This is a genomic window from Terriglobus roseus (genome assembly GCF_900102185.1).
Taxonomy (GTDB): domain Bacteria; phylum Acidobacteriota; class Terriglobia; order Terriglobales; family Acidobacteriaceae; genus Terriglobus; species Terriglobus roseus_A.
Genome location: NZ_LT629690.1, coordinates 3,185,680 through 3,205,764 on the forward strand (window position 1 = coordinate 3,185,680; position 20,085 = coordinate 3,205,764).

The window sequence follows — 20,085 nt, forward strand, 5'->3', positions numbered from 1 at the left end:
ACACCCCTCGAAGTGAAACCTTTAAAGAATCCTGCCGGTCTCCCGTTACATGCGAGTCCTCGGTTTAGCCTCACGTCATCCATGGATACGACGCGTTTGCTGCATCTTACTGTTCCCTCTCCCATTGCTCGGGTTAAATGGTTGCACTAATGTTGTGACGGTGATCCCTCAGGTTGTTTCTGCGGGACCGACACCACAGACCATGTGGGTAGCGGTCTGGACCGCCAACGCGCAAAATGCCACCTCCAGTTCGCAGGACCCTGGTGGTTCAGAGCAAAGCTTTCGTTTCATCGTGTTGCCAACTACCGATGCAACGCAGGAAAGAGTGCACTTTTCTAATAGGCTGGGGACAACATCAGTAACAATTGGCGCGGCCCGCCTTGCAGTTGCGGTAGATGTTGGTCCCGCCATCGACCCGAAGCGCGATGCGGCTCTTACATTTTCCGGTGCAACATCCATCACACTAGCACCAGGACAAGAGATCGTCTCTGACCCAGTCAATGTTTCTTACAACTTCGGCGAGAAATTGGCTGTCAGCATGTATATGAAAGGCTCATTCCCATCGCTAACAGAACATGCATCGGATGTGCAGTTCAACTTCCAGAATGCTTCCGGTGCAGGCAATGCGACATCCGATACAAGCGGTGCTTCCATGGGTACTGTAATGACAGACTGGCTGCTACTGAGTGGCATCGACGCATACGGTTCCTACCAAGGATCGGTAGCCATCTTCGGTAGTTCTTCCGTGGATGGACACGCATCGAACTATGGCAACAGCAATAGCTATCCGACAGCAAACGTTGCCATCACTTCGCAGGACAATGATCGCCCTTCTGACTGGCTTGCCCGGCAGATGCGTGCTGCAGGCTATCGCGTAGGTGTCTCCAATGCGGGTTTACTTGGTAATGCCGCAGCCGGCACTGGAGGCGGCGTTGATCGCATGCAGCACGATGTGCTTGGCGTAATCAATCTCAAAACGGTGATCATTTACTTTGGAGGTATCGATCTGCGTGGAAATTGCGTGCAGGCTACGGATGTCGAAAGTTCCCTGAGCAACATGGTTCAACAAGCGAATGCAGCTGGCATTAGAGTGATTCTGGCGACGATCCCTCCCTCAGAGTATTGCACTACGACTCCCGGACTTGTACCGACAACTGAGCAACCCTATCTTGGTGATCTCATTCCTGGGCCTGAAAATCCCGGATCAACACAGCGTAGAGCGGTAAACGACTGGATTCGAAGCACTGCGGTAAGCTTGCCAGGAGTCGTTGGCGTCGCGGACTTCGACAAGGCATTGGCCGATCCGAATCATCCAGATTTCATGATCCCCAACCTGAATTCTGGGGATAACTTCCACCCGAACGGAGTTGGGTATGGCGTGCAGTCTTCGTCCATCCCGCTTGACAAGATACTCGGGCAGTAAATGAAAGGCCGGGCATGAAGCCCGGCCTTTTAATAGCTTATTGAGACTGCTTAGCGATCCTTCGAAGCTGCGATCTTCTCTTCTGCCACGCGAATCTCTGCACGGGCGTAATCGTATTTCGCGGCATCGTCGCCTGCCTGCGCCCAATCCTTCTCTGCATCAGCCAGTTCCTGCTGCGCCTTGGCTCCATCGATCTCTTCCGGCTTCAGCGCCGTCTCTGCGAGAACGGTCACGCGCTCCGGAAGCACTTCAACAAAACCCCAGGCCACGAAGAACTTTGCATTGCCGGAGTTGCCGCCGTGCAACTTCACTTCGCCCGCGCCCAGTTCTGCGAGCAGCGGTGCAGCGCCATACAGCGCTTCAATGTAGCCCGACAGAGCCGGAAGCTCAATCGCGTCAGCCGTAGTGTCAATCAGAACGCGGTCCGGCGTAACGATGCGGACTGCGAGCTGGCCGGAATGTGTGGTTGCGTCTGCCATGTGTTCCTGTTCGTTCTCAGTTGTCAGCGATCAGTTGCCAGTCCTTCTCAGAACTGGCAACTGTTACCGAAACTTCTCTTACGCGTTTGCCTTCATCTTGGCTGCTGCTTCCAGCACTTCCTCGATGCCGCCCTTCATGTAGAAGGCCTGTTCCGGCACGCTGTCATGCTTGCCTTCGATGATCTCCTTGAAGGAGCGCACCGTGTCAGCGACCTTGACGTACTTACCAGGGTTGCCGGTGAACACTTCCGCAACGTGGAACGGCTGCGACAGGAACTTCTGCACCTTACGTGCACGGGCAACGGTGATCTTGTCGTCTTCCGAAAGTTCGTCGATACCCAGGATGGCGATGATGTCCTGCAGATCCTTGTAACGCTGCAGAATTCCCTTCACCTGCTGAGCCACTGCGTAGTGCTCTTCACCCACAACACGCGGGGTGAGAATACGCGATGTGGAAGCCAGCGGATCGACGGCCGGATAGATACCGATTTCCGTCAGCGCACGGTTCAACACGGTGGTCGCATCCAAGTGGGCAAAGGTCGTCGCCGGAGCGGGATCGGTCAAATCGTCAGCGGGCACATAGATAGCCTGCACGGACGTAACAGAACCCTTCTTCGTGGACGTGATGCGCTCCTGAAGCTGACCCATCTCGCTGGCCAGGTTCGGCTGGTAACCCACAGCAGAAGGCATACGGCCCAACAACGTGGAAACCTCAGAACCCGCCTGCGTGAAGCGGAAGATGTTGTCGATGAACAACAGCACGTCCGAGCCTTCTTCATCACGGAAGTGTTCCGCAATGGTCAGACCGGTCAGCGCCACGCGCAGACGCGCACCCGGCGGCTCGGTCATCTGGCCGTAGATCAACGCGGCCTTGCTCTTGCGCCAGTCGGTAGGGTCGATAACGCCGGACTCTTGGAATTCCATCCACAGATCGTTGCCTTCGCGTGTACGCTCACCCACGCCAGCAAACACGGAGAAACCACCGTGCTGCATCGCAACGTTGTTGATCAGCTCCTGAATCAGAACCGTCTTGCCCACACCAGCGCCGCCGAAGAGACCGATCTTACCGCCCTTCAAGAACGGCTGGATCAGGTCGACGACCTTGATGCCCGTCTCGAACATCTCTTCGCCCGTTGCCTGCTCATCAAACGCAGGTGCCTGGCGGTGAATGGGCTTGCGAACCTCTGTCTGCACGGGGCCAAGCTGATCCACGGGCTCGCCGATCACGTTGAGCACGCGGCCCAGCGTCTCGCGGCCCACAGGCACCATGATGGGTGCACCGGTGTCCACAGCCTTCATGCCGCGGACCATGCCTTCGGTCGCTTCCATAGCAACCGTACGCACACGGCCCTCGCCCAAGTGCTGCTGCACTTCCACGATCACCGAAAGCGGCGTGGGGATATCAAAGCCTTCCGACGTGATGCGCAGCGCCTGATAGATAGGCGGCATGTGCTTCTCGTCGAACTGGATATCAACGGCCGGGCCGCTGATCTGGATTACTCTGCCGATGTTCTCTGCCATAAGTCTCTCTTTTAGAGGCGCAGCCTAAATGGCCGACGCTCCTGAAACGATCTCGATAATTTCCTTGGTGATAGCTGCCTGACGTACGCGGTTCATGGTCAGTGTCAGCGAATCAATCATGTCGCTGGCGTTGCTGCTTGCAGCGTCCATGGCCGTCATACGTGCGGCATGTTCGCTGGCGCTGGATTCCAGCAGCGCATGGTAAATCTGCGTGGTCACGTAGCGCGGCAGCAAGTGCTTGAACAACTTTGCCGGCTCCTGGTCGTAGATGTAATCCACGTCTGCCGTGCCAAACTTCTTTGCCTCGCGGTCAAGCTCCGTCTCTTCCGGCTCGTTGATAGAAACGCCCGAGGAAGAAGCTGCGCGAGCAGATGCTTCCTTCAACTCCTCCGACATCTCTTCCGCGGCGGTGATTTCCGGCGAACCCAGCTTACGAATCGGGAGTAGCTTCTCAACAACCACGCGCTGTGCGATAACGCTCTTGAACTCGTTGTAGACGATGTAGACCGAATCGATCTCGCCGCGCTCGTAACGATCAATGATCGAGTGGGCAGCCTTGTCCACTTCCGTAAAGTTCAGCTTCGCCAGCAGGAAGCCAAGATCCTTGGTGATCTCAACCGGCACCTTGCGTTCGCGAATATCTTCAATGTGGTGCGAGATGCCGATGGGCTCATCATGCTCTTCATCGACGTGCTTCCACACGGCTTCCGGATACTTACGCTTGAACAGATCGCGCGACTTGCGACCGACCGTCTCAATGTCGATGTTCTGCTCACCCGGACGCGGATCGTCTTCCGTCACCTGCTTCGGTTCACGGCGATAGTCGATGAACTTCTGCGCGGCCTTGCCGATGTTGGAGTTGAATGCGCCTGCGAAGCCCTTGTCGCCTGCGACAACCAGCAGCAGCACATTCTTCTCTTCACGCTCGACCAGCAGCGGATGCATCACATCGCCGTTGCCTTCGTCACCGTAAAGAGCAGCGCGGCGCACCAGCGATTGCAGTACGTTAGCCAGCATCTGCGCATAAGGACGCGCCTGCAGTGCACGCTCCTGCGCACGACGCAGCTTCGCCGCCGAGACCATCTTCATGGCCTTGGTGATCTGCCGCGTGTTTTTCACGGAGCGAATGCGCCGCTTTAGATCCAGTACGTTTGCCATTCGTTTAGTACTTTTCCGAAACCTTGCGAATCTCTTCCTGCCAGCGGCGTTCCTGCTCACCCACGGAAACGCGTGCCTCGATTTCCTGCTGCTCCGCCTGCACCCGGCCCAGATCGTGCGAATGAATATCAAGCCGGTTGTGCATCTGTTTCATCCGGCGTGTCTGCATCCAGTGGGACCATGTCAGAAACGCCACATTAAGAACTGCGAAAACAACTACGAGAACTACGACCGAGGTCGTCATGGGAATAACCTTTGGCTGGGCCGGGCAGAGAGCGTCAGCTCCCCGTCCGGCGATTCCTGTTATGCCGTCGCCAGGGCGGCCTTGTTGTCCTTATGAGCGGCCTTGAACGTGGCCTTGTAATCATTGATCGCGTTGGTCAGATTCTTGGTGATCTCGTCATCCAGAGCCTTCTTGCTCATGATGGCGTCCAGAATCGACTGGCCGGTGGTCTTCATGTACTCGTGGAAGCCTGCTTCGAACGCCTGAACCTGCTTCACTTCGATATCGTCCAGCAAGCCCTTGGTGCCTGCGAACACGATCGAAACCTGCTGTGCAGCGGTCAACGGCTGGAACTGGGGCTGCTTCAGAATCTCAACCAGGCGCGAACCACGGTTCAGCTGCTTCTGCGTTGCAGGATCCAGGTCCGAACCGAACTGCGCGAACGCAGCAAGCTCACGGTACTGAGCCAGATCCAGCTTCAGCGTAGCGCCAACCTGCTTGGTGGCCTTCATGGCGGCAGCAAAACCTACACGCGATACCGACAGACCTACGTTCACAGCCGGACGAATACCAGAGTTGAACAGATCGGTTTCTACGAAGATCTGACCGTCGGTGATCGAAATCACGTTGGTCGGAATGTACGCGGATACGTCGCCAGCCTGCGTTTCGATGATCGGCAGAGCCGTCAACGAACCGCCGCCCAGTTTGTCCGAAACCTTCGACGAACGCTCGAGCAGACGCGAGTGGAGATAGAACACGTCGCCCGGGTATGCTTCGCGGCCCGGCGGACGGCGCAGCAGCAGCGAGATTTCGCGGTATGCCGCAGCGTGCTTCGACAAATCGTCGTAAATGATCAGAGCGTGCTTGCCGTTGTCGCGAAAGTACTCGCCCATCGCGGTCGCAGCATAGGGAGCCAGGTACGACATCGGTGCGGGCTCAGAAGCCGTCGCAGCAACAACAATCGTGTACGCCATGGCGCCGTACTGTTCCAGGGTCTGAACGACCTGTGCCACCGACGAACGCTTCTGACCCACTGCGCAATAGATGCAGATGAGGTCGTTCTTCGCGGAGTTCAGAATCGTGTCCAGAGCAATGGCAGTCTTGCCCGTCTGACGATCGCCGATAAGCAGCTCACGCTGGCCACGGCCGATCGGAATCATGGTGTCGATGGCCTTAATGCCGGTCGCCATCGGCTCGGTTACGGACTTACGGTCAATAACACCGGGAGCCAAACGCTCAACAGGCAGCGTATACGGCGTGTCGATGGGGCCCTTGTCGTCGATCGGCTGACCAAGCGCATTCACCACGCGGCCAATCATGGCATCGCCCACGGGCACGCTCATGATCTTGCCGGTGCGCTTGACCGTGTCGCCTTCCTTGATCTCCGTGAAGTCGCCGAGAAGCACAGCGCCAACCTGGTCTTCATCCAGGTTCATAGCCAGGCCACTAATGCCCTTGGGGAACTCAATGAGTTCGCCGGCCATAACCTTATCCAGGCCGTGGATGCGTGCGATACCGTCACCCAGCGAGATGATCGTGCCGACTTCATCGACTGCAATCTTCTGTTCGTAGTTCTCGATCTGCTGACGAAGCAGTTCTGTAATCTCGTCTGCCTTGAGCTGTGCCATGTGTCTCTTTCGTCTCCTGCGCCCGTGCAACTTTCGATTGCCCTGGCGCGATACAAACTTGTTTACTGCAAAACTTTTCTTAAGCGCCTGCCAGGTGCCGCTTCAACTGCTGCAACTGTCCGCGAACCGAGCCATCGTACACCTGCGAACCAAGCTTAATCACGGCTCCGCCCAGCAACGATGCGTCCTGTGTCCACGTGACGCGAACCCGGCTGCCTGCCAGCGCTCCCGCCTTGCTACCCAGCAACTGCTTCTCGTCTTCCGAGAGATGCTTTGCCGTAACAATCTCTGCTTCCGCAATGCCGTTTGCCTGATCAGCCAACGTGCTGAATTCAGCAGCGATGTCCTTCAACGATTCCAGACGACCGTGATCCATCAGGACAGCAACAAAGTTCCGAACAGTCTTATCCAGACCCACGCGGTTTGAAACCGCATCCAGAACCTTGACCTTGTCCTTGTGATCCAGAGCCGGATTCAGCAGGAATTCGCGAAGTTCGCGGCTGCCGTCCAGCGTAGCGGCAAAGTCAGCAACCTGCTGACGGACGCTATCAATGTTCAGATTCTGCGCAGCAGCAACCTGCTGAAATGCACGTGCGTAACGAAGTTCGAAGGCGGCCATTAGTTGCGGCTCCCTTCTGCGCCCGGCTTAACCGAGGACAGCTTTCCTGCGAACGATTCGATCAGGATGCGGTCATCTTCCGGCGTAATGTTCAACTGCGAAGCGGCACGGTCCACAGCAATCTCTGCGGCATAGGCGCGCAGGTCGCGGGTAGCAGCAGCCGAAGCAGCAGCAATTTCCTGTTCTGCGGCTTCCAGAATGCGCTTCTTCTCTTCTTCAGCCTGCGCGTGAATGCGAACTTCTTCTTCCGCTGCGGCCTTTTCGTTCTCACTGCGGAGCGCCGCGATCTCGCTATCCAGCTTCGACAAACGACCCTCGACAGCAGACAGGCGAGCCTTCGCCTCTTCCGTGGCTACGCGGGCTTCCACAATGTTCTTCTGGATGCCTTCGGTACGCGCACGGAATGCCTTCGGCAGAGCCTTCACCAGGCCAAAACCTACAGCGGCCAGCAGAATGATGGCGTTGAACCACTCAAATACCGCGGAAGCCGTTCCCGGCTCCATGCCCAGCATATGGCCCAACTTGATGACGGACGGAGACTTACGGAAAGCCTCTTCGCCACCCTCAGCTTCTTTACGCTCCGGGTTGTTCTTCTCAGGAACGGCCTCGGGCTCCAGCTTCTGGCCAGAAGCCAGCGAAGGAGATGCAGGTGCAGGCGCAGGTTCCTGAGCGTGAACAGCAGGCGCAGCCAGCGTGACCGCCAGCAGAGCTGCAAATACGAATTTCATACGGAAAATCTTCAACGGGCCACTCCCGCGCGATGCGGCAGGATAGCTGCCATCACGCTCTGCGACAGGGCGGCTGCCTGCGTCTCAATCTGTGCCTTTGCTTCGGCTCCGGAACGCTCCACAGCCTCACGCGCAACACCGATGCGATGCTGTGCCGCAGTGCGAGCCTCTGCCAGCGCCTTATCGCGCGCATCGGAAGCTGCCTTCTGGCGAGCGGCGCGGGCATTGAAGATTTCGCTGCGGGCATCGCGAAGACGGGTTTCGTACTCCGTCGTCTTTGCTTCCGCTGCGGCAATCGCTGCCTTTGCGTCATCCATGGCCCCGCCGGTACGGCCATGGCGATCCGCCAGCACCTTTTCCATGGGCTTGCGGACAAGCACCTGGTAGGCAGCCAGTAGGATCAGGAAGAAGATGGCGGTCGGCACGGAGCCGAGCACAAGATCGCCAAGTTGGTTCAGAATCTCTTGCATGAAGGACCGTGGGCCGTGTCCTAAAGGGAGCTCCCGACTCTCGTTCAAGCGCCCGGAGAGGGCACCTTGGCGGAGCAAAGGGGACAACGGCAACCCCTTTGTTATACCAATCCCGGACCGTTTCGGTCAATGAATCGGGGCGGTATGCGGACCTTCGGCGAAGGGGTTTTCCTGTGGATTTCACGGCACTTTCACTTCAGCCGAACGCTTACGGTAGCCTGAATGATGGCATGACTGAAACTCCTGGAAAACGTATTGTCATCGCGTCATTTGGATCGCTGGGCGATCTTCACCCATTTCTGGCGCTGGCACAGGAGCTTCGCAGTCGCGGGCACCATCCCGTCATAGCCACGGCTCCCTTCTACAGCGAGCGCATTCAAGCCCTCGGATTTGAGTTTGAGCCGCTGGGGCCTCCGGTCTCCCCTCAAGACCCCCAACTGATACACCGCCTCATGCGCACCGTGCGCGGCCCGGAATATCTCTTCCGAAAAATGTTCTTGCCGCATGTTCCAGAGATGTATGCGGAACTCGAACGCATCTGTTCCGGAGCGGACCTTCTCATCGCAGGTGAAATGGTCCTCCCCGCCCCCATCCTCGCGGAGAAGACCGGCATACCGTTTGTTTCCGTTCTGCTCTCCCCCATCAGCTTTCTCTCTCCATACGATCCCTCTGTGTTGCCAGCACTCCCGTTCCTCACTCTCACCCATGGTTGGCCATTGGTGTTTCAGAAAGCTCTCGTGAAGATGCCGGCGCTCGCATTCCGTCGCTGGAGTACTCCGCTACGAAATTTTCGTAAGAGCCTTGGACTGCCGGATGATCCAGAAGCCCTGCGCACCGGCAAGCTGAAAGCAAACCTGGTGCTGGCCATGTTCTCGCCGCAGTTTGCGAAGCCACAGCCAGATTGGCCTGCGCACACAGTGCAAACCGGATTCGCGCATTACGAACAGGAATCACAACCGGAACACGATGGAGTGCAGGAACGCATTGATGACTTCCTGAACGCAGGCACACCGCCCATCGTCTTCACACTCGGTTCTGCGGCAGTACACGCGCCCGGTGACTTCTTCTGGATGAGCGCTCGCGCTGCGCATCGTCTCAAGATGCGTGCCATCCTCGTCGGCGACCCACGCGGGTTGAGCTCGCCAAACATCCTCACGGTGCCTTACGCGGACTACAGCAAGCTGTTCCCGCGCGCCGCCATCATCGTGCATCAGGGCGGCATCGGCACCACCGCAGAAGCCCTGCGATCCGGACGACCACAGGTCGTGGTGCCCTTCAACTTCGATCAGCCCGACAACGCCGCACGCGTCGTGCGATTAGGCGTGGGCCTCAAGCATGATCGCAGAATGTGGAAAGACCGGCAGGCGCATTACTCGCTGATACGCCTGATACGCGACAACAGCTTCGCAGAACGCGCCGCACAGATAGGTGAATTGATTCGCAAGGAAGACGGCACAACCACAGCTGTGAATGCAGTAGAGCATTTGCTGGCAGCGCGCTAAACATTCAGTCCTCCTGCTCAAGAAGAACAGGAGGACTGAATCGACAAGTTAGTTAATGTAACTAAACCTTCGCGAACATCTCTTCACGAGGATCTTCCGGATTCAGCTTGGCAAGCTCACGAAGAATCTCCTTCGACCGCTCATCCTGAATCTTCGGCACAACGATCTGCACTTCCACAATCTGATCGCCACGCACACCATCCTGCGAAGCCGATGGCACACCCTTCTCACGCAGACGCAGCTTCTGCCCTGTCTGCGTTCCCGGTGGAATCTTCAACTGCGTGCGGCCGTCAATCGTGGGTACATCAATCTTCGTGCCCAGAGCCGCTTCAAACGCCATCACAGGCACTGTCATGCGGATGTCATCGCCAGCGCGTGTGAATACCGGATGCGGCCCGGATTTGATGATGAGATACAAATCACCAGCAGGCGCGCCTTCCGTTCCCGCATTGCCCTTGCCTGCAAGACGAATACGCTGACCATCGCGTGTGCCTGGCTTGATGCGGAACTCCAGCGTCTGACGCTTTGTGATCGTGCCTGCACCATGGCATGTGCCGCAGTCCGCTTGTAGGCGGCCCGTACCGTCGCAACGTGGGCATGCCACGTTGAACTTCATACGGCCCTGCATCTGCGTAATCTGACCGCTGCCGTTGCACTGCGGACACGTCTGCGGAGCACCAATGGTGCCGGTTCCCTTGCACGTGCCGCACTGCTCCTGCCGCGAGATTTCGATCTTCGTAGTGCCGCCACGAATGGCCGTCCAGAAGTCCACTTCTACCTGGTACTCCAGATCCGTTCCCGGACGCGGACCACGCGCAGCTTGTGTCTGTTGACGTCCGCCACCACCATTGAACATGCTGCCAAAGATATCGCGGAACGAACCACCAAACCCGCCACTGGAGCTCTGCTGCGCTGGGCCGCCTGAGAAGTCGAATCCACCAAAATCAAACGGCACGCCGCCACCTGCGTGACCTCCGGCATGCGGATGTCCGCCAGTATAGCCACCGCGCGCTGCTGCCTCTGCCGCCGCCGGATCAATGTTGTCAGAGTAGAAGCCAAGCTGATCGTAGATCTTGCGCTTCTTCTCGTCGCTCAGGACGTCATTCGCTTCTGAGATTTCCTTGAACTTCTCTTCGGACTTCTTGTCGCCGGGGTTGACGTCAGGGTGATACTTACGCGCGAGTTTGCGGAAGGCCTTACGGATCTCATCCGTAGTGGCCGTCTTCTTCACGCCGAGTGCGCCGTAATAGTCCTTGCTCTGAGTGGGTGCCATTTGTCTTCTTGCTACCAGATTAGATGAGTGAAAGTCACTCAGCGGCGTTGCCGTGTCTTATACAGCAACAAAAAATCATTTCACACGTTGCGAACGCAGGCTTACTCCCGGCTTCAGAGCCGATGCTGTCTGCTCTTTCGTGGTGTGCTGATCCTTCGGACACCAATACAGCGTACGACCTGCCACGTCCTTACGCAGAATGGTCTCGCCACACACAAAACATGGCTTACCGTGCCGACGATAAACGTAATGCTCCTCGCCACGCAGCGCAGGCTCCTGCTTCGATGGCCGATCGCTCTTCTTCGTACACACGATACGCCGATCCACCATGCCCGCCTTCATCAGGACAGCGGCATCTTTCCAGATGGCCTTCAGCGTCTTCGTATCCATCGCATCACCCGGCGTGAACGGGTTCACACGATGCCGAAAGAGCAGTTCCGCGCGATAGATATTTCCAATGCCGGAGATCATCTCCTGATCCATCAGAAGCTCGGCAATGCTCGTCTTCTTGGCGAGGATCGCATCGATAGCGCGTGACGGCTCATCATGCCCACCGGGCTCATGCGCCAACGGATCAGGACCCAGTCGATTGAGCAACGCCTGCCACTTATCAGAGTCGTAGATGGAACAATCTGTAGGTCCACGCAACTCCCACCAGTCGACATCTTCCGCAGGAAACGGCTGCGTTCCATCATCCTTAGACGGCGGCCCGTTATACGGCCCTGTGAGCGCATGTGCATTGCCCTTCACACTACGCGACACCTTGCCCGAACCAGCACGCTGCATCACCGCACGCAGTGTTCCCTTCGGCTCTACCAAAGGACCAAGGCCTTCTGTGAAATCACCAAAGCGACCAAGATGGATGTGCAGATAAAGCCCGTTGGCAAACTCATAGCCCAGATGCTTGCCCACCGCATGCACCTGCACCATCTTCTTGCCGTCCACCAGGTGAGCATCCCTGAAGCGATGATTCGGCCCCGGCAACACATTTACCTTGCGCCCAGCAAAGGCCGCATTATGCCGAGCAGCCCAGCGATGTATCTCATTGCCTTCTGGCATAGGTCACGCTCTCCAGTGTCATGGATGCAGAACAGGCAGACGACGGTCCAGTCCCATCATGCGAACACAACCGATGCTAGCAGCGGATGGGTTTTCGCAAAAAAGGATGCCGATGGCTTGAGCCACCGGCATCCTAGCTCCTAGACTTGGTCTTACTTAGTTCCACACATGCTGGATCGGCATTGGTTCAATGCGCAGGATCGTATCCGGGCGAACATCATAGAGCTTGCGAGCAAAGTCCCTTGCCTGCTCTTCGTTCTCAAAAATGGTCTTCTCGTGGAGCTTGCCTGCGACGTACTGCTCGCACTTCCAGATCACTGTATTCATGGCCTTCTCCCCTTTCCCGGGATAGTCTGCGCTTATATACACGGAGGGCGCTCGATGCGCTGATTGGCTTTCGAGCGCCCTCTTCGTGTTTCGATTCGCATCGCCGTGCTGTGCGCGGCGGTGTTCGTCACTTGGCTTCCGATACGGTGATTGCAGCACCCCATCTTCTGCCGGAACCACGCTGATTGCAGCAGCGCGACTCACATTTATTTAGACACACGAAACTACGTTTCGACTCGTGTCTTTGTTCCTATTTCTACTGAAATCTGTAGAAATTTTCGGAGGAGGCCAGGGAGACGAATCTCCCCGGCTTCCAGCCTGTTTGCCATTCTCTGCATTCACGCGCAAAACGCGTCGAGAACAGCACGAAGTGCCTTATTTGTTGTCGACATCCACGTACTCGGCATCGATCACGCCCTCTTCGTGCTTGGGCGCTTCGGAGGTGGTTCCCGCAGCGGCAGCAGCGCCGTCGGTGGGAGCCTCACCAGCCTTGTACATGGCTTCAGCAAGCTTGTGGCTGGCCGCGGTCAGCTTCTCGTTCGCAGCCTTCAACTCAGCCGCAGAAGGCGTTCCCGCCAGCGTGCTCTTCGCGTCGGCAAGTGCAGTTTCCACATCGCCACGCTCTGCGCCGCTGATCTTGTCGCCGTTCTCGCGGAAGGTCTTCTCCACGTTGTAGACCATGCTGTCGAGCTGGTTCCGCGCTTCGATTTCGTCGCGCTTCTCCTTGTCCTCGCTGGCATGTGCTTCGGCTTCCTTGGCCATACGCTCCACCTCTTCCTTGCTCAAACCCGAGCTGGAAGTGATGGTGATCTTCTGGTCCTTGCCCGTAGCGTGGTCCTTCGCCGTCACGTTCAGGATGCCGTTCGCGTCGATGTCGAACGTCACCTCAATCTGCGGCACGCCACGCGGTGCGGGAGGAATACCCGACAGCTTGAACTTGCCCAGCGTACGGTTCTGGTTCGCCAGCGGACGCTCGCCCTGCAGAACGTGAACTTCCACTTCCGTCTGGTTATCCGCAGCCGTCGAGAAGGTCTCGCTCTTCTTCGTCGGGATGGTCGTGTTGCGCGGGATCATCGGCGTCGCAACCGAACCCATCGTCTCGATGGCCAGGGTCAGCGGCGTCACGTCCAGCAGCAGCAGGTCCTTCACTTCGCCGCCCAGAACGCCACCCTGAATCGCAGCACCAATCGCTACGACTTCATCCGGGTTCACGCCCTTGTGCGGTTCCTTACCAAACAGATCCTTCACAAGCTGCTGAATGCGGGGCATACGCGTCTGTCCACCGACGAGAACCACCTCATCCACCTTGCTTGCATCGATGCCAGCATCAGCCATCGCCTGCTTGCAGGGGCCAACCGACTTCTGCAGAAGGTCCTCAACCAGGCTTTCGAACTTCGCTCGTGTCAGTTTCTCCACGAGATGCTTCGGTCCGGTCGCGTCTGCCGTGATGAACGGCAGGTTGATCTCCGTCTCCATGGTTGTGGAGAGCTCAATCTTCGCGCGCTCGGCCGCGTCCTTCAGGCGCTGCAGGGCCATTTCGTTGCCCTTGCCACGAAGGTCCAGGCCTTCCTTCTTGCGGAACTCATCAATCAGCCAATCCACAAGACGCTGATCGAGGTTGTCACCACCAAGATGCGTGTCGCCGTTGGTGGCCTTCACTTCAATGACGCCTTCGCCAACTTCAAGCACTGATACGTCGAACGTACCGCCACCGAAGTCATATACAACGATGGTCTCGTCCTTCTTCTTGTCCAGGCCATACGCCAGCGCAGCCGCAGTCGGCTCGTTGACGATACGCTTCACATCCAGGCCGGCAATCTTGCCTGCGTCCTTGGTGGCCTGACGCTGTGCGTCGTTGAAGTACGCGGGAACAGTGATGACGGCTTCCGTCACGCTCTGTCCCAAGTAATCTTCAGCAGCCTTCTTCAGCTTCTGCAGAATCATCGCGCTGATTTCCGGCGCGGTATATTCCTTGCCCTGCGCATCCACCACAACGTTGTCGCCCTTTGCGACTACCTTGTAGGGAACCATCTTCATCTCTTCATTCACTTCATTCGGGCGACGGCCCATGAAGCGCTTGATGGAGTAAATGGTGTTCTCGGGGTTGGTGATGGCCTGGCGCTTTGCCACCTGACCAACGAGGCGTTCGCCACTCTTCGTGAACGCAACGATAGACGGCGTGGTGCGACCGCCTTCTTCATTCGGAATCACCTTCGGCTCGCCGCCTTCCATCACGGCAACGCAGCTGTTAGTGGTTCCAAGGTCAATTCCAATGATCTTACCCATGGGTCTCTTGCTCCTCCGGCGGCCTTACCGTCAGGTGTTGGCCGCAATTTTCCTGCTCAAACTTATATGACGCCGTCTAGCTCAGGCACGTTCAGAATCACATGTGAGTGACTTGCTGTCAATGTATATGATGTAGCAAATCACCTTTTGGTCGCATTTTCCCTCCTCAACCCCAAAATCAGGGTGAAATCGGTACGAACACAGGTCCAGAAGGCAGAAAAGCCGGCATCGCTGCCGACTTTCAAATTTGTTCGATGTCTAAGGGGTTTACTGGGGTGTGGTGCCGGAGGTTCCGGTCGTCGGAGTCGAAGTAGACGGCGTTCCGCTCGACGAGTTGGGATCGGTCCCGGGTGAGCTACCCGGAGTTGTCGTTCCCGGAGTGGTCCCAACTCCATTTCCGAAGCTGCCAAACGATCCATTCCCGTTCGCGGCCGGTGTCCCACCAAAGATACTCACTCGGGCCTTCAGCTGCTCCACACGAGGATCGTAGAGAAACTCCCAATCCTCGATATTCTCCGAGCCGTTCCACTCAACCAGGCCATGGCCCTTGCCATTGCTGCCCACACCGACGATGGCTCCCTTGCTGCCCTGAAAGGAGGAAGCATTGTTGCCGCCAAGCGTGGAAGTGACATCCGTCTGCGAACCAGTTCCGGTCCCCGTCGTCGATCCCGTTGACGTACCGGTGCTGCCCGTCGTGCTTCCCGTAGTACCAGTCGTGCCGGTCGGCGAAGTCGATGTTCCCAGCCCGCCTGTTGCCGTGGGGCTACCCGGCGTTGTTCCAGTTCCAGAATTTCCGCCCAGGTTTGAGACCATACCGGCAGCGCTACCCAGATTGCCCGCAGGCATTCCCTGCAGCGGCTCGCCAAAGAAGCCTTTGACCTCGGTTTTAGCCTCGCCGAAATGAATCAGGCGATACTCCCCACCGGTAATGGGGTCTTTGTATTCCTGCCGCAAATAATGCGCGTTTGTGGATGTGCCACCCAGGCTCATGCCACCGCCCGGCCCCTTGCCCAGGAGCTCGTCCATGGAAGTGGGGTAGCGGCTGTTCTTCTTGTAGAAGAGTTGAATAGCCCGTACGTATTCCTGGGCGCGGTGTTCCGATTCCACCTCGCGGTCGCGCTCCAGCTCCTTGGCGACACGCGGCGCAGCCACACCCAACACCAGCAGCAGTAGAAAACACACCACCACCAGCCCCAACAGGAGATACCCTTCCTCCCCTTCCGAGTGCTTACGGACTGGCTTCAGCGTGGTCATTGCATGATCAATGGAAGGTGCTGCGTGTTGTTGTTGGTCAGGTCCGTCACCTCAATATCGTGAGCGGTCACTTCGCCAATCTTGTATCGGCGGCTGACGATGTCGCCCTTGCCCGCGATGAAGACATCCTCACCCTGCAGCAGGAAGGCCTGTCGCACGCCATCCTTCCGCGTCGCATTGCCAAAATACCGCAGGTTGATGGGCGGCGGAGGAGGCGGGCCGGTATTGACCGGAGCCTGCGGAACAAAGCGCGGCGTGGCAATCGGCTTCGGAATCGACGCCATCTTCGTTTCAGCAGACGGTGTTCCCGGAGGCGCGAAGATATTGCGTCCCTTTCCGCCATAGACCAGTGATTCCGTCAGCAACATTCCCTCGGGATGCAGCGTGGGATCCAGCTTGGACGGTGTAACGCGTGCCGTAGCTTGCGCAGCAGGACTTACAGCATTTGTCGATACAGGAGGAGCCGTCTGCACCACAGTCGGAGGTGGCGCCGAGGGCGCATCGCTGCTGCTGCCACCGATGAAGGTGTATCCCAGGTATCCCAGGGCAAACACCCCGAAAATCCCTGCGGCAATCAGCTTCTTCTTATCCTCGGTACCCACCTTCATGGCGCTCATGGCTGCGCTCCTGCGGCGGTCTGCGCCGTGGCATACGCGGGCATGGGTTCGCGGATATACGTTCCAATACGAAGCTGCAAGTTCACCAAACCACCCTGCGCTCCCGTGAGCGCCAGGTTCTCAATCAGGAAGAAGCTCTTGCTGCGCTCCATGGCGTTGATGAAGTGCGCCACAGAAACATAATCCCCAGTCACCGCGCCATCGATACGCAGTTCCGTTACGCCATTGGTAGGCGCGGTCTGCACGTACGACGCGCGGCTCCAGCGAACGTTCGAATCCTTAGCCAGCGTGCCAATCGCCGCAGCCACATCGGAGTACGCATACGGCAGACGATCCGTATAAAACTTCTGAGCCTCGGTGTCCGATGCCTGCAGCTTCGAATCCACACCGCGCAGTTTTTCTGCAGCAAGATTCGCCGCGGCGACACGCGATTGCTCCACCACGATGGCTTGATCGCCCTGTGTTCCGGTATTGCCGCTGACCATGTACAGCCGCACGCCCAGATAAAGGCAGAGCAGCATCAGAACACCAGCCACGACAAGATGCGCATTCACCGGCGTAGCAATCTTGCGCATGCGTTCACGCTGCACATCATTCAGGTTCACGCCCGGCACGGTAATTCCCGAAGGTAGCCTCATGGCTTCTTCACCTCCGGCTTGGTCTTCACTTCTGCCGTCTCGTCACCCTTATCTTCAGACTTCTCTGCGCTCTTTTCACGAACGCGCGGCTGCAGCGGGTTATAGCCGGACACAATCTCAAACTCCACACCGGAGATTGCAGGCAGGCCATTCACTCCGGTCACAACCGCAGCAGGCTGCGGCAATCCATTTGCGCCCATCGTCGACGCATTCCGTTGTGCGGTCTGCTGTGCTTCACCTGCCAGACGCGGTGCGATAAAGCGATGCGACTTCTCCAGGTTGCGCACCAGTTGCACCGTGTTCTCACGCTGACCCAGGACACGCATGCGGATCGTGACCTCACCCGACGACGTCAGGACCGGCTCAATGGAAGACACCTGCACGCCTTCCGGCAGCACGTCCTCCAGATCCATCAACACCGCAGTCCACGAGAAACTCTTGCGCTGAAATAGCGTATTCAGAAACTGATTGCGACTCAGCGTGGAGGCATTCCCCGGCTGCCGGAGACGAGCCTCATTCGTGTTGCGCTCGACCAACAGCTTCTGCTCCTGCGTCCGCAGCGCATTCAATTCTTTCTGCTGCTGCCGCGCCTTTGCCGACTGAAAATACAGCCAAACGCCCAAAGCAAGCGCCAGTACGGCCAGCGCAGCAATGGCAATGCGAAGCTGCTTCAGCAGCCGATCCAGCTCTACATAAGGCCGGGTTGCGAGATTAATCGAGACGCGCACGTTAGCCTTTCAACGCTCCTCGTAGCCCCGCCAGCAGTCCGTGTGCAACCGGCGTAGCTGACAGCAAATCTGCCGACGTCAGCACCTCTACCGCGCGCAAACCGGTCTCAGCCAACATCGCTTCCAGCGCCGCAGGCGATAGCGTTCCAGCCGTCAACACAGTCTCTGGCGCAACATTCAACGAATCTTCAAAATAAGCCGCCGCCACACTCACTGCTTGCAGCAATTCCAACTCCACACGCGACGGATCGTCGGTATTTGCCAGCACACTTGCCTGCACAATCTCTGCCACGGCCACTTCACTGGCCTCGCCACCCTGCGTCTGCATCAGTTCCGCATCAATCGCTGCATTCGCCGGCTCCTGCGCCACAATTGCCGCAGCTTCGGCCATGGCGTCTGTCTTCAACTCCAGCGTGCGGTGCAGCAGTAGTTCTCCGCGACGCATAATCGCTGTCGTCACGGCGTACTCGCTGCCATTCACCAACAGCGACGCGGTCTGCGCAGCGTCGTCAATCGCCGCCGAAACAGCCAAGGTACTGGGCAGCACTGCGCCCGGCTCAAACCCCGCCTCGCGCACCACTGACTCATATTCCGCCAGCACCTCGTTCGGAATCGCCACCACCAGAACCTGCAGCACCATCGAATGGCGGCTCATCACCTGCCAGCTCACCTGTGCCAGCTCTGGATTGAACGGAAGCAGCTTGGCCAGACGGAAGCGCATCACTGCCAGCGCCTCCTCTGCCTTCGAAGGCAACTCGTCGAAATCCAGCAGCAGGACGCGCACGGCAGTATCCGGCACAATCACCGTTACATCACGCCCCTTGCCCACCTGCACGGCATTCAACACTCTGCGTAACGCGGCAATCACGGCAATGCGGTCCACCACATTACCCACCCTCAGTGAGGGCACCACAGCACCCACTGGCAGCGTGGACGAAGCCACCTGCGCCAGCATTCCGGCTGTATCCGGCGATGAAGCCGCGTACACGCCCTCAGGGCGCACCTCTACGGCTATGCGCGGACGCACCTGCATCGTCGATTTCGGAAGGACAGAAGGCATACTTCGGAGCTAATCCAGACTACATGCTTGAGACGGGATTTGCCGCCGTCCGATAGCACGGACACAACCTAAGCAGTCCCATGATGGGAGATTTCAATCACTTGGGCGGCCAGGGTGCCGTCGAAGGCGGCGTGACTGTCCCGTCAATCGTCGTCGGCTCCATCAGTTCCGTCCGCGTCCCATCAGGATCAAACAGGTTCGACTGCCGCTTGCGATTCTTACCCACGTGATCATCTTCCAGCGGATGCTTGTACGTCGCCGTATAGGGCCTCGTCTTCAGCTTCGCCACCGCCTCGGGCACACTTGGCACCACCAGGCAGATGTGATGCGCACCTCCGCGCTTTGTAGGTTCAGGCGCTTCCTTGTACAGCATGAATTCCACATAATCCGTGCTGTCCGGCATCTTCAGGTTGATCCATGAAAGCACCTTGCCGTCCGACGATCCACGCCACGTCTCCGTAAACCCGAGCACCTGCGTATAAAAGCGATATTCAGGTTCAAGGTCCGTCACGATAAGTCCGGTATGCGTCATATGCGTCGAAATACGATCCGGCCCAAGATGCTTGCCGAAGTCCTGCACCGTCTTGCCCTGCGGCATGTACTGCACAAACTCCACCTGATGCCCCGCAGGATCAGTGATCTTGAACGCCACGTTGCCAATGCGTCCCTGCGTCACTTCCTTGGGCACTGCCACACCCTTCGCCGCAAGATAACGACGCATCGCTTCCGCATCATTCGTCTCAAACGAAACATCGCCAAAGCGATCGGTGCCGGCTTCCTTTTCAGGAGTCAGTTCCACAAACTGGCGATCATTGATCTTGAAGAATGTGAACGCGAGCTTGCCTTCGTTCATCCACGTATTCACCTCTTCAAGCCCAAGCCAGTCGCGATAAAACGCCCGCGAAGCCTCGATGTCATGCGAGGCATACGCCACATGCGCAATGCCCATGATCTTTGGCCGTTGCTGCGCCTGCGCAACTACAACTCCAACCGTTAGAAGAGAAACAAGAATTCGCAACCCAAGCCGCATCGTTCGCCCTCGTACGCTGCGCAGAAACATCACGCAGCGAAGCGGCACCAGCATAGTACGAA

20 protein-coding genes are annotated in these 20,085 nt (G+C 57.7%); 2 read left to right on the forward strand and 18 right to left on the reverse strand.

All coding sequences use genetic code 11. The features are described 5' to 3' along the window. Positions 1-154 precede the first annotated feature (154 nt). On the forward strand, positions 155-1,423 hold the full coding sequence (locus BLT38_RS13295; RefSeq protein ID WP_231966493.1) for a GDSL-type esterase/lipase family protein: 1,269 nt from the start codon (positions 155-157) through the stop codon (positions 1,421-1,423). A 50-nt stretch (positions 1,424-1,473) separates the two neighbouring features. Here the strand turns inward: BLT38_RS13295 and atpC are convergent, their stop codons facing one another. From atpC to BLT38_RS13335, 8 genes are all read right to left on the reverse strand, one after another. After that, the gene (gene atpC / locus BLT38_RS13300) at positions 1,474-1,902 is read right to left on the reverse strand and encodes an ATP synthase F1 subunit epsilon (protein ID WP_047489690.1); all 429 of its coding nucleotides are present in this window, start codon (positions 1,900-1,902) and stop codon (positions 1,474-1,476) included. 78 nt (positions 1,903-1,980) lie between these two features. Further along, entirely contained in the window at positions 1,981-3,423 is a 1,443-nt protein-coding gene (gene atpD, locus BLT38_RS13305) for a F0F1 ATP synthase subunit beta (protein WP_083345618.1), read from the reverse strand. A gap of 24 nt (positions 3,424-3,447) precedes the next feature. Further along, the gene (locus BLT38_RS13310) at positions 3,448-4,581 is read right to left on the reverse strand and encodes a F0F1 ATP synthase subunit gamma (RefSeq protein WP_083345619.1); all 1,134 of its coding nucleotides are present in this window, start codon (positions 4,579-4,581) and stop codon (positions 3,448-3,450) included. Positions 4,582-4,585: 4 nt separating this feature from the next. After that, entirely contained in the window at positions 4,586-4,825 is a 240-nt protein-coding gene (locus BLT38_RS13315; RefSeq protein ID WP_083345620.1) for a hypothetical protein, read from the reverse strand. A gap of 59 nt (positions 4,826-4,884) precedes the next feature. Further along, positions 4,885-6,432, reverse strand: coding sequence for a F0F1 ATP synthase subunit alpha (gene atpA / locus BLT38_RS13320; RefSeq protein ID WP_083345621.1), 1,548 nt, complete (start codon positions 6,430-6,432; stop codon positions 4,885-4,887). Between the two features lie 79 nt (positions 6,433-6,511). Continuing rightward, positions 6,512-7,051 carry an ATP synthase F1 subunit delta gene (gene atpH, locus BLT38_RS13325; RefSeq protein ID WP_083345622.1) on the reverse strand — a complete coding sequence of 180 codons (540 nt, stop codon included), beginning with the start codon at positions 7,049-7,051 and terminating at the stop codon, positions 6,512-6,514. Then, complete coding sequence (locus BLT38_RS13330; protein ID WP_083345623.1) at positions 7,051-7,779, reverse strand: ATP synthase F0 subunit B; 729 nt, start codon at positions 7,777-7,779, stop codon at positions 7,051-7,053. Before BLT38_RS13330 ends, atpH begins: the two co-directional genes overlap by 1 nt. An 11-nt stretch (positions 7,780-7,790) precedes the next feature. Then, positions 7,791-8,249, reverse strand: coding sequence for a hypothetical protein (locus BLT38_RS13335; protein ID WP_083345624.1), 459 nt, complete (start codon positions 8,247-8,249; stop codon positions 7,791-7,793). Positions 8,250-8,422: 173 nt separating this feature from the next. On the opposite strand from BLT38_RS13335, the gene BLT38_RS13340 reads away from it, so the two are divergent. Then, complete coding sequence (locus tag BLT38_RS13340) at positions 8,423-9,751, forward strand: glycosyltransferase (protein ID WP_083345625.1); 1,329 nt, start codon at positions 8,423-8,425, stop codon at positions 9,749-9,751. Between the two features lie 61 nt (positions 9,752-9,812). Here the strand turns inward: BLT38_RS13340 and dnaJ are convergent, their stop codons facing one another. The 10 genes from dnaJ to BLT38_RS13385 form a co-directional block, all read right to left on the reverse strand. Then, on the reverse strand, positions 9,813-11,024 hold the full coding sequence (gene dnaJ / locus BLT38_RS13345; protein WP_083345626.1) for a molecular chaperone DnaJ: 1,212 nt from the start codon (positions 11,022-11,024) through the stop codon (positions 9,813-9,815). 75 nt (positions 11,025-11,099) lie between these two features. Then, positions 11,100-12,083, reverse strand: a complete 984-nt coding sequence (locus BLT38_RS13350; protein WP_083345627.1) for an Fpg/Nei family DNA glycosylase — start codon at positions 12,081-12,083, stop codon at positions 11,100-11,102. A 156-nt stretch (positions 12,084-12,239) separates the two neighbouring features. Further along, complete coding sequence (locus BLT38_RS20705) at positions 12,240-12,410, reverse strand: hypothetical protein (RefSeq protein WP_172838274.1); 171 nt, start codon at positions 12,408-12,410, stop codon at positions 12,240-12,242. A 375-nt stretch (positions 12,411-12,785) separates the two neighbouring features. Continuing rightward, the gene (gene dnaK, locus BLT38_RS13355) at positions 12,786-14,696 is read right to left on the reverse strand and encodes a molecular chaperone DnaK (protein ID WP_083345628.1); all 1,911 of its coding nucleotides are present in this window, start codon (positions 14,694-14,696) and stop codon (positions 12,786-12,788) included. A 267-nt stretch (positions 14,697-14,963) separates the two neighbouring features. Next, positions 14,964-15,950, reverse strand: coding sequence for a hypothetical protein (locus BLT38_RS13360; RefSeq protein ID WP_083345629.1), 987 nt, complete (start codon positions 15,948-15,950; stop codon positions 14,964-14,966). Further along, complete coding sequence (locus BLT38_RS13365) at positions 15,947-16,567, reverse strand: hypothetical protein (RefSeq protein ID WP_083345630.1); 621 nt, start codon at positions 16,565-16,567, stop codon at positions 15,947-15,949. The genes BLT38_RS13360 and BLT38_RS13365 overlap by 4 nt, the downstream gene beginning before the upstream one ends. Continuing rightward, positions 16,564-17,205 carry a hypothetical protein gene (locus tag BLT38_RS13370; RefSeq protein ID WP_083345631.1) on the reverse strand — a complete coding sequence of 214 codons (642 nt, stop codon included), beginning with the start codon at positions 17,203-17,205 and terminating at the stop codon, positions 16,564-16,566. Before BLT38_RS13370 ends, BLT38_RS13365 begins: the two co-directional genes overlap by 4 nt. Further along, positions 17,202-17,933, reverse strand: a complete 732-nt coding sequence (locus BLT38_RS13375; RefSeq protein WP_083345632.1) for a fimbrial assembly protein — start codon at positions 17,931-17,933, stop codon at positions 17,202-17,204. Before BLT38_RS13375 ends, BLT38_RS13370 begins: the two co-directional genes overlap by 4 nt. Before the next feature lies 1 nt (position 17,934). After that, a complete protein-coding gene (locus tag BLT38_RS13380; protein WP_083345633.1) occupies positions 17,935-18,993 on the reverse strand; it encodes a hypothetical protein in 1,059 nt (352 codons plus the stop codon). Between the two features lie 97 nt (positions 18,994-19,090). Further along, complete coding sequence (locus tag BLT38_RS13385) at positions 19,091-20,023, reverse strand: VOC family protein (RefSeq protein WP_172838275.1); 933 nt, start codon at positions 20,021-20,023, stop codon at positions 19,091-19,093. Positions 20,024-20,085 lie beyond the last annotated feature (62 nt).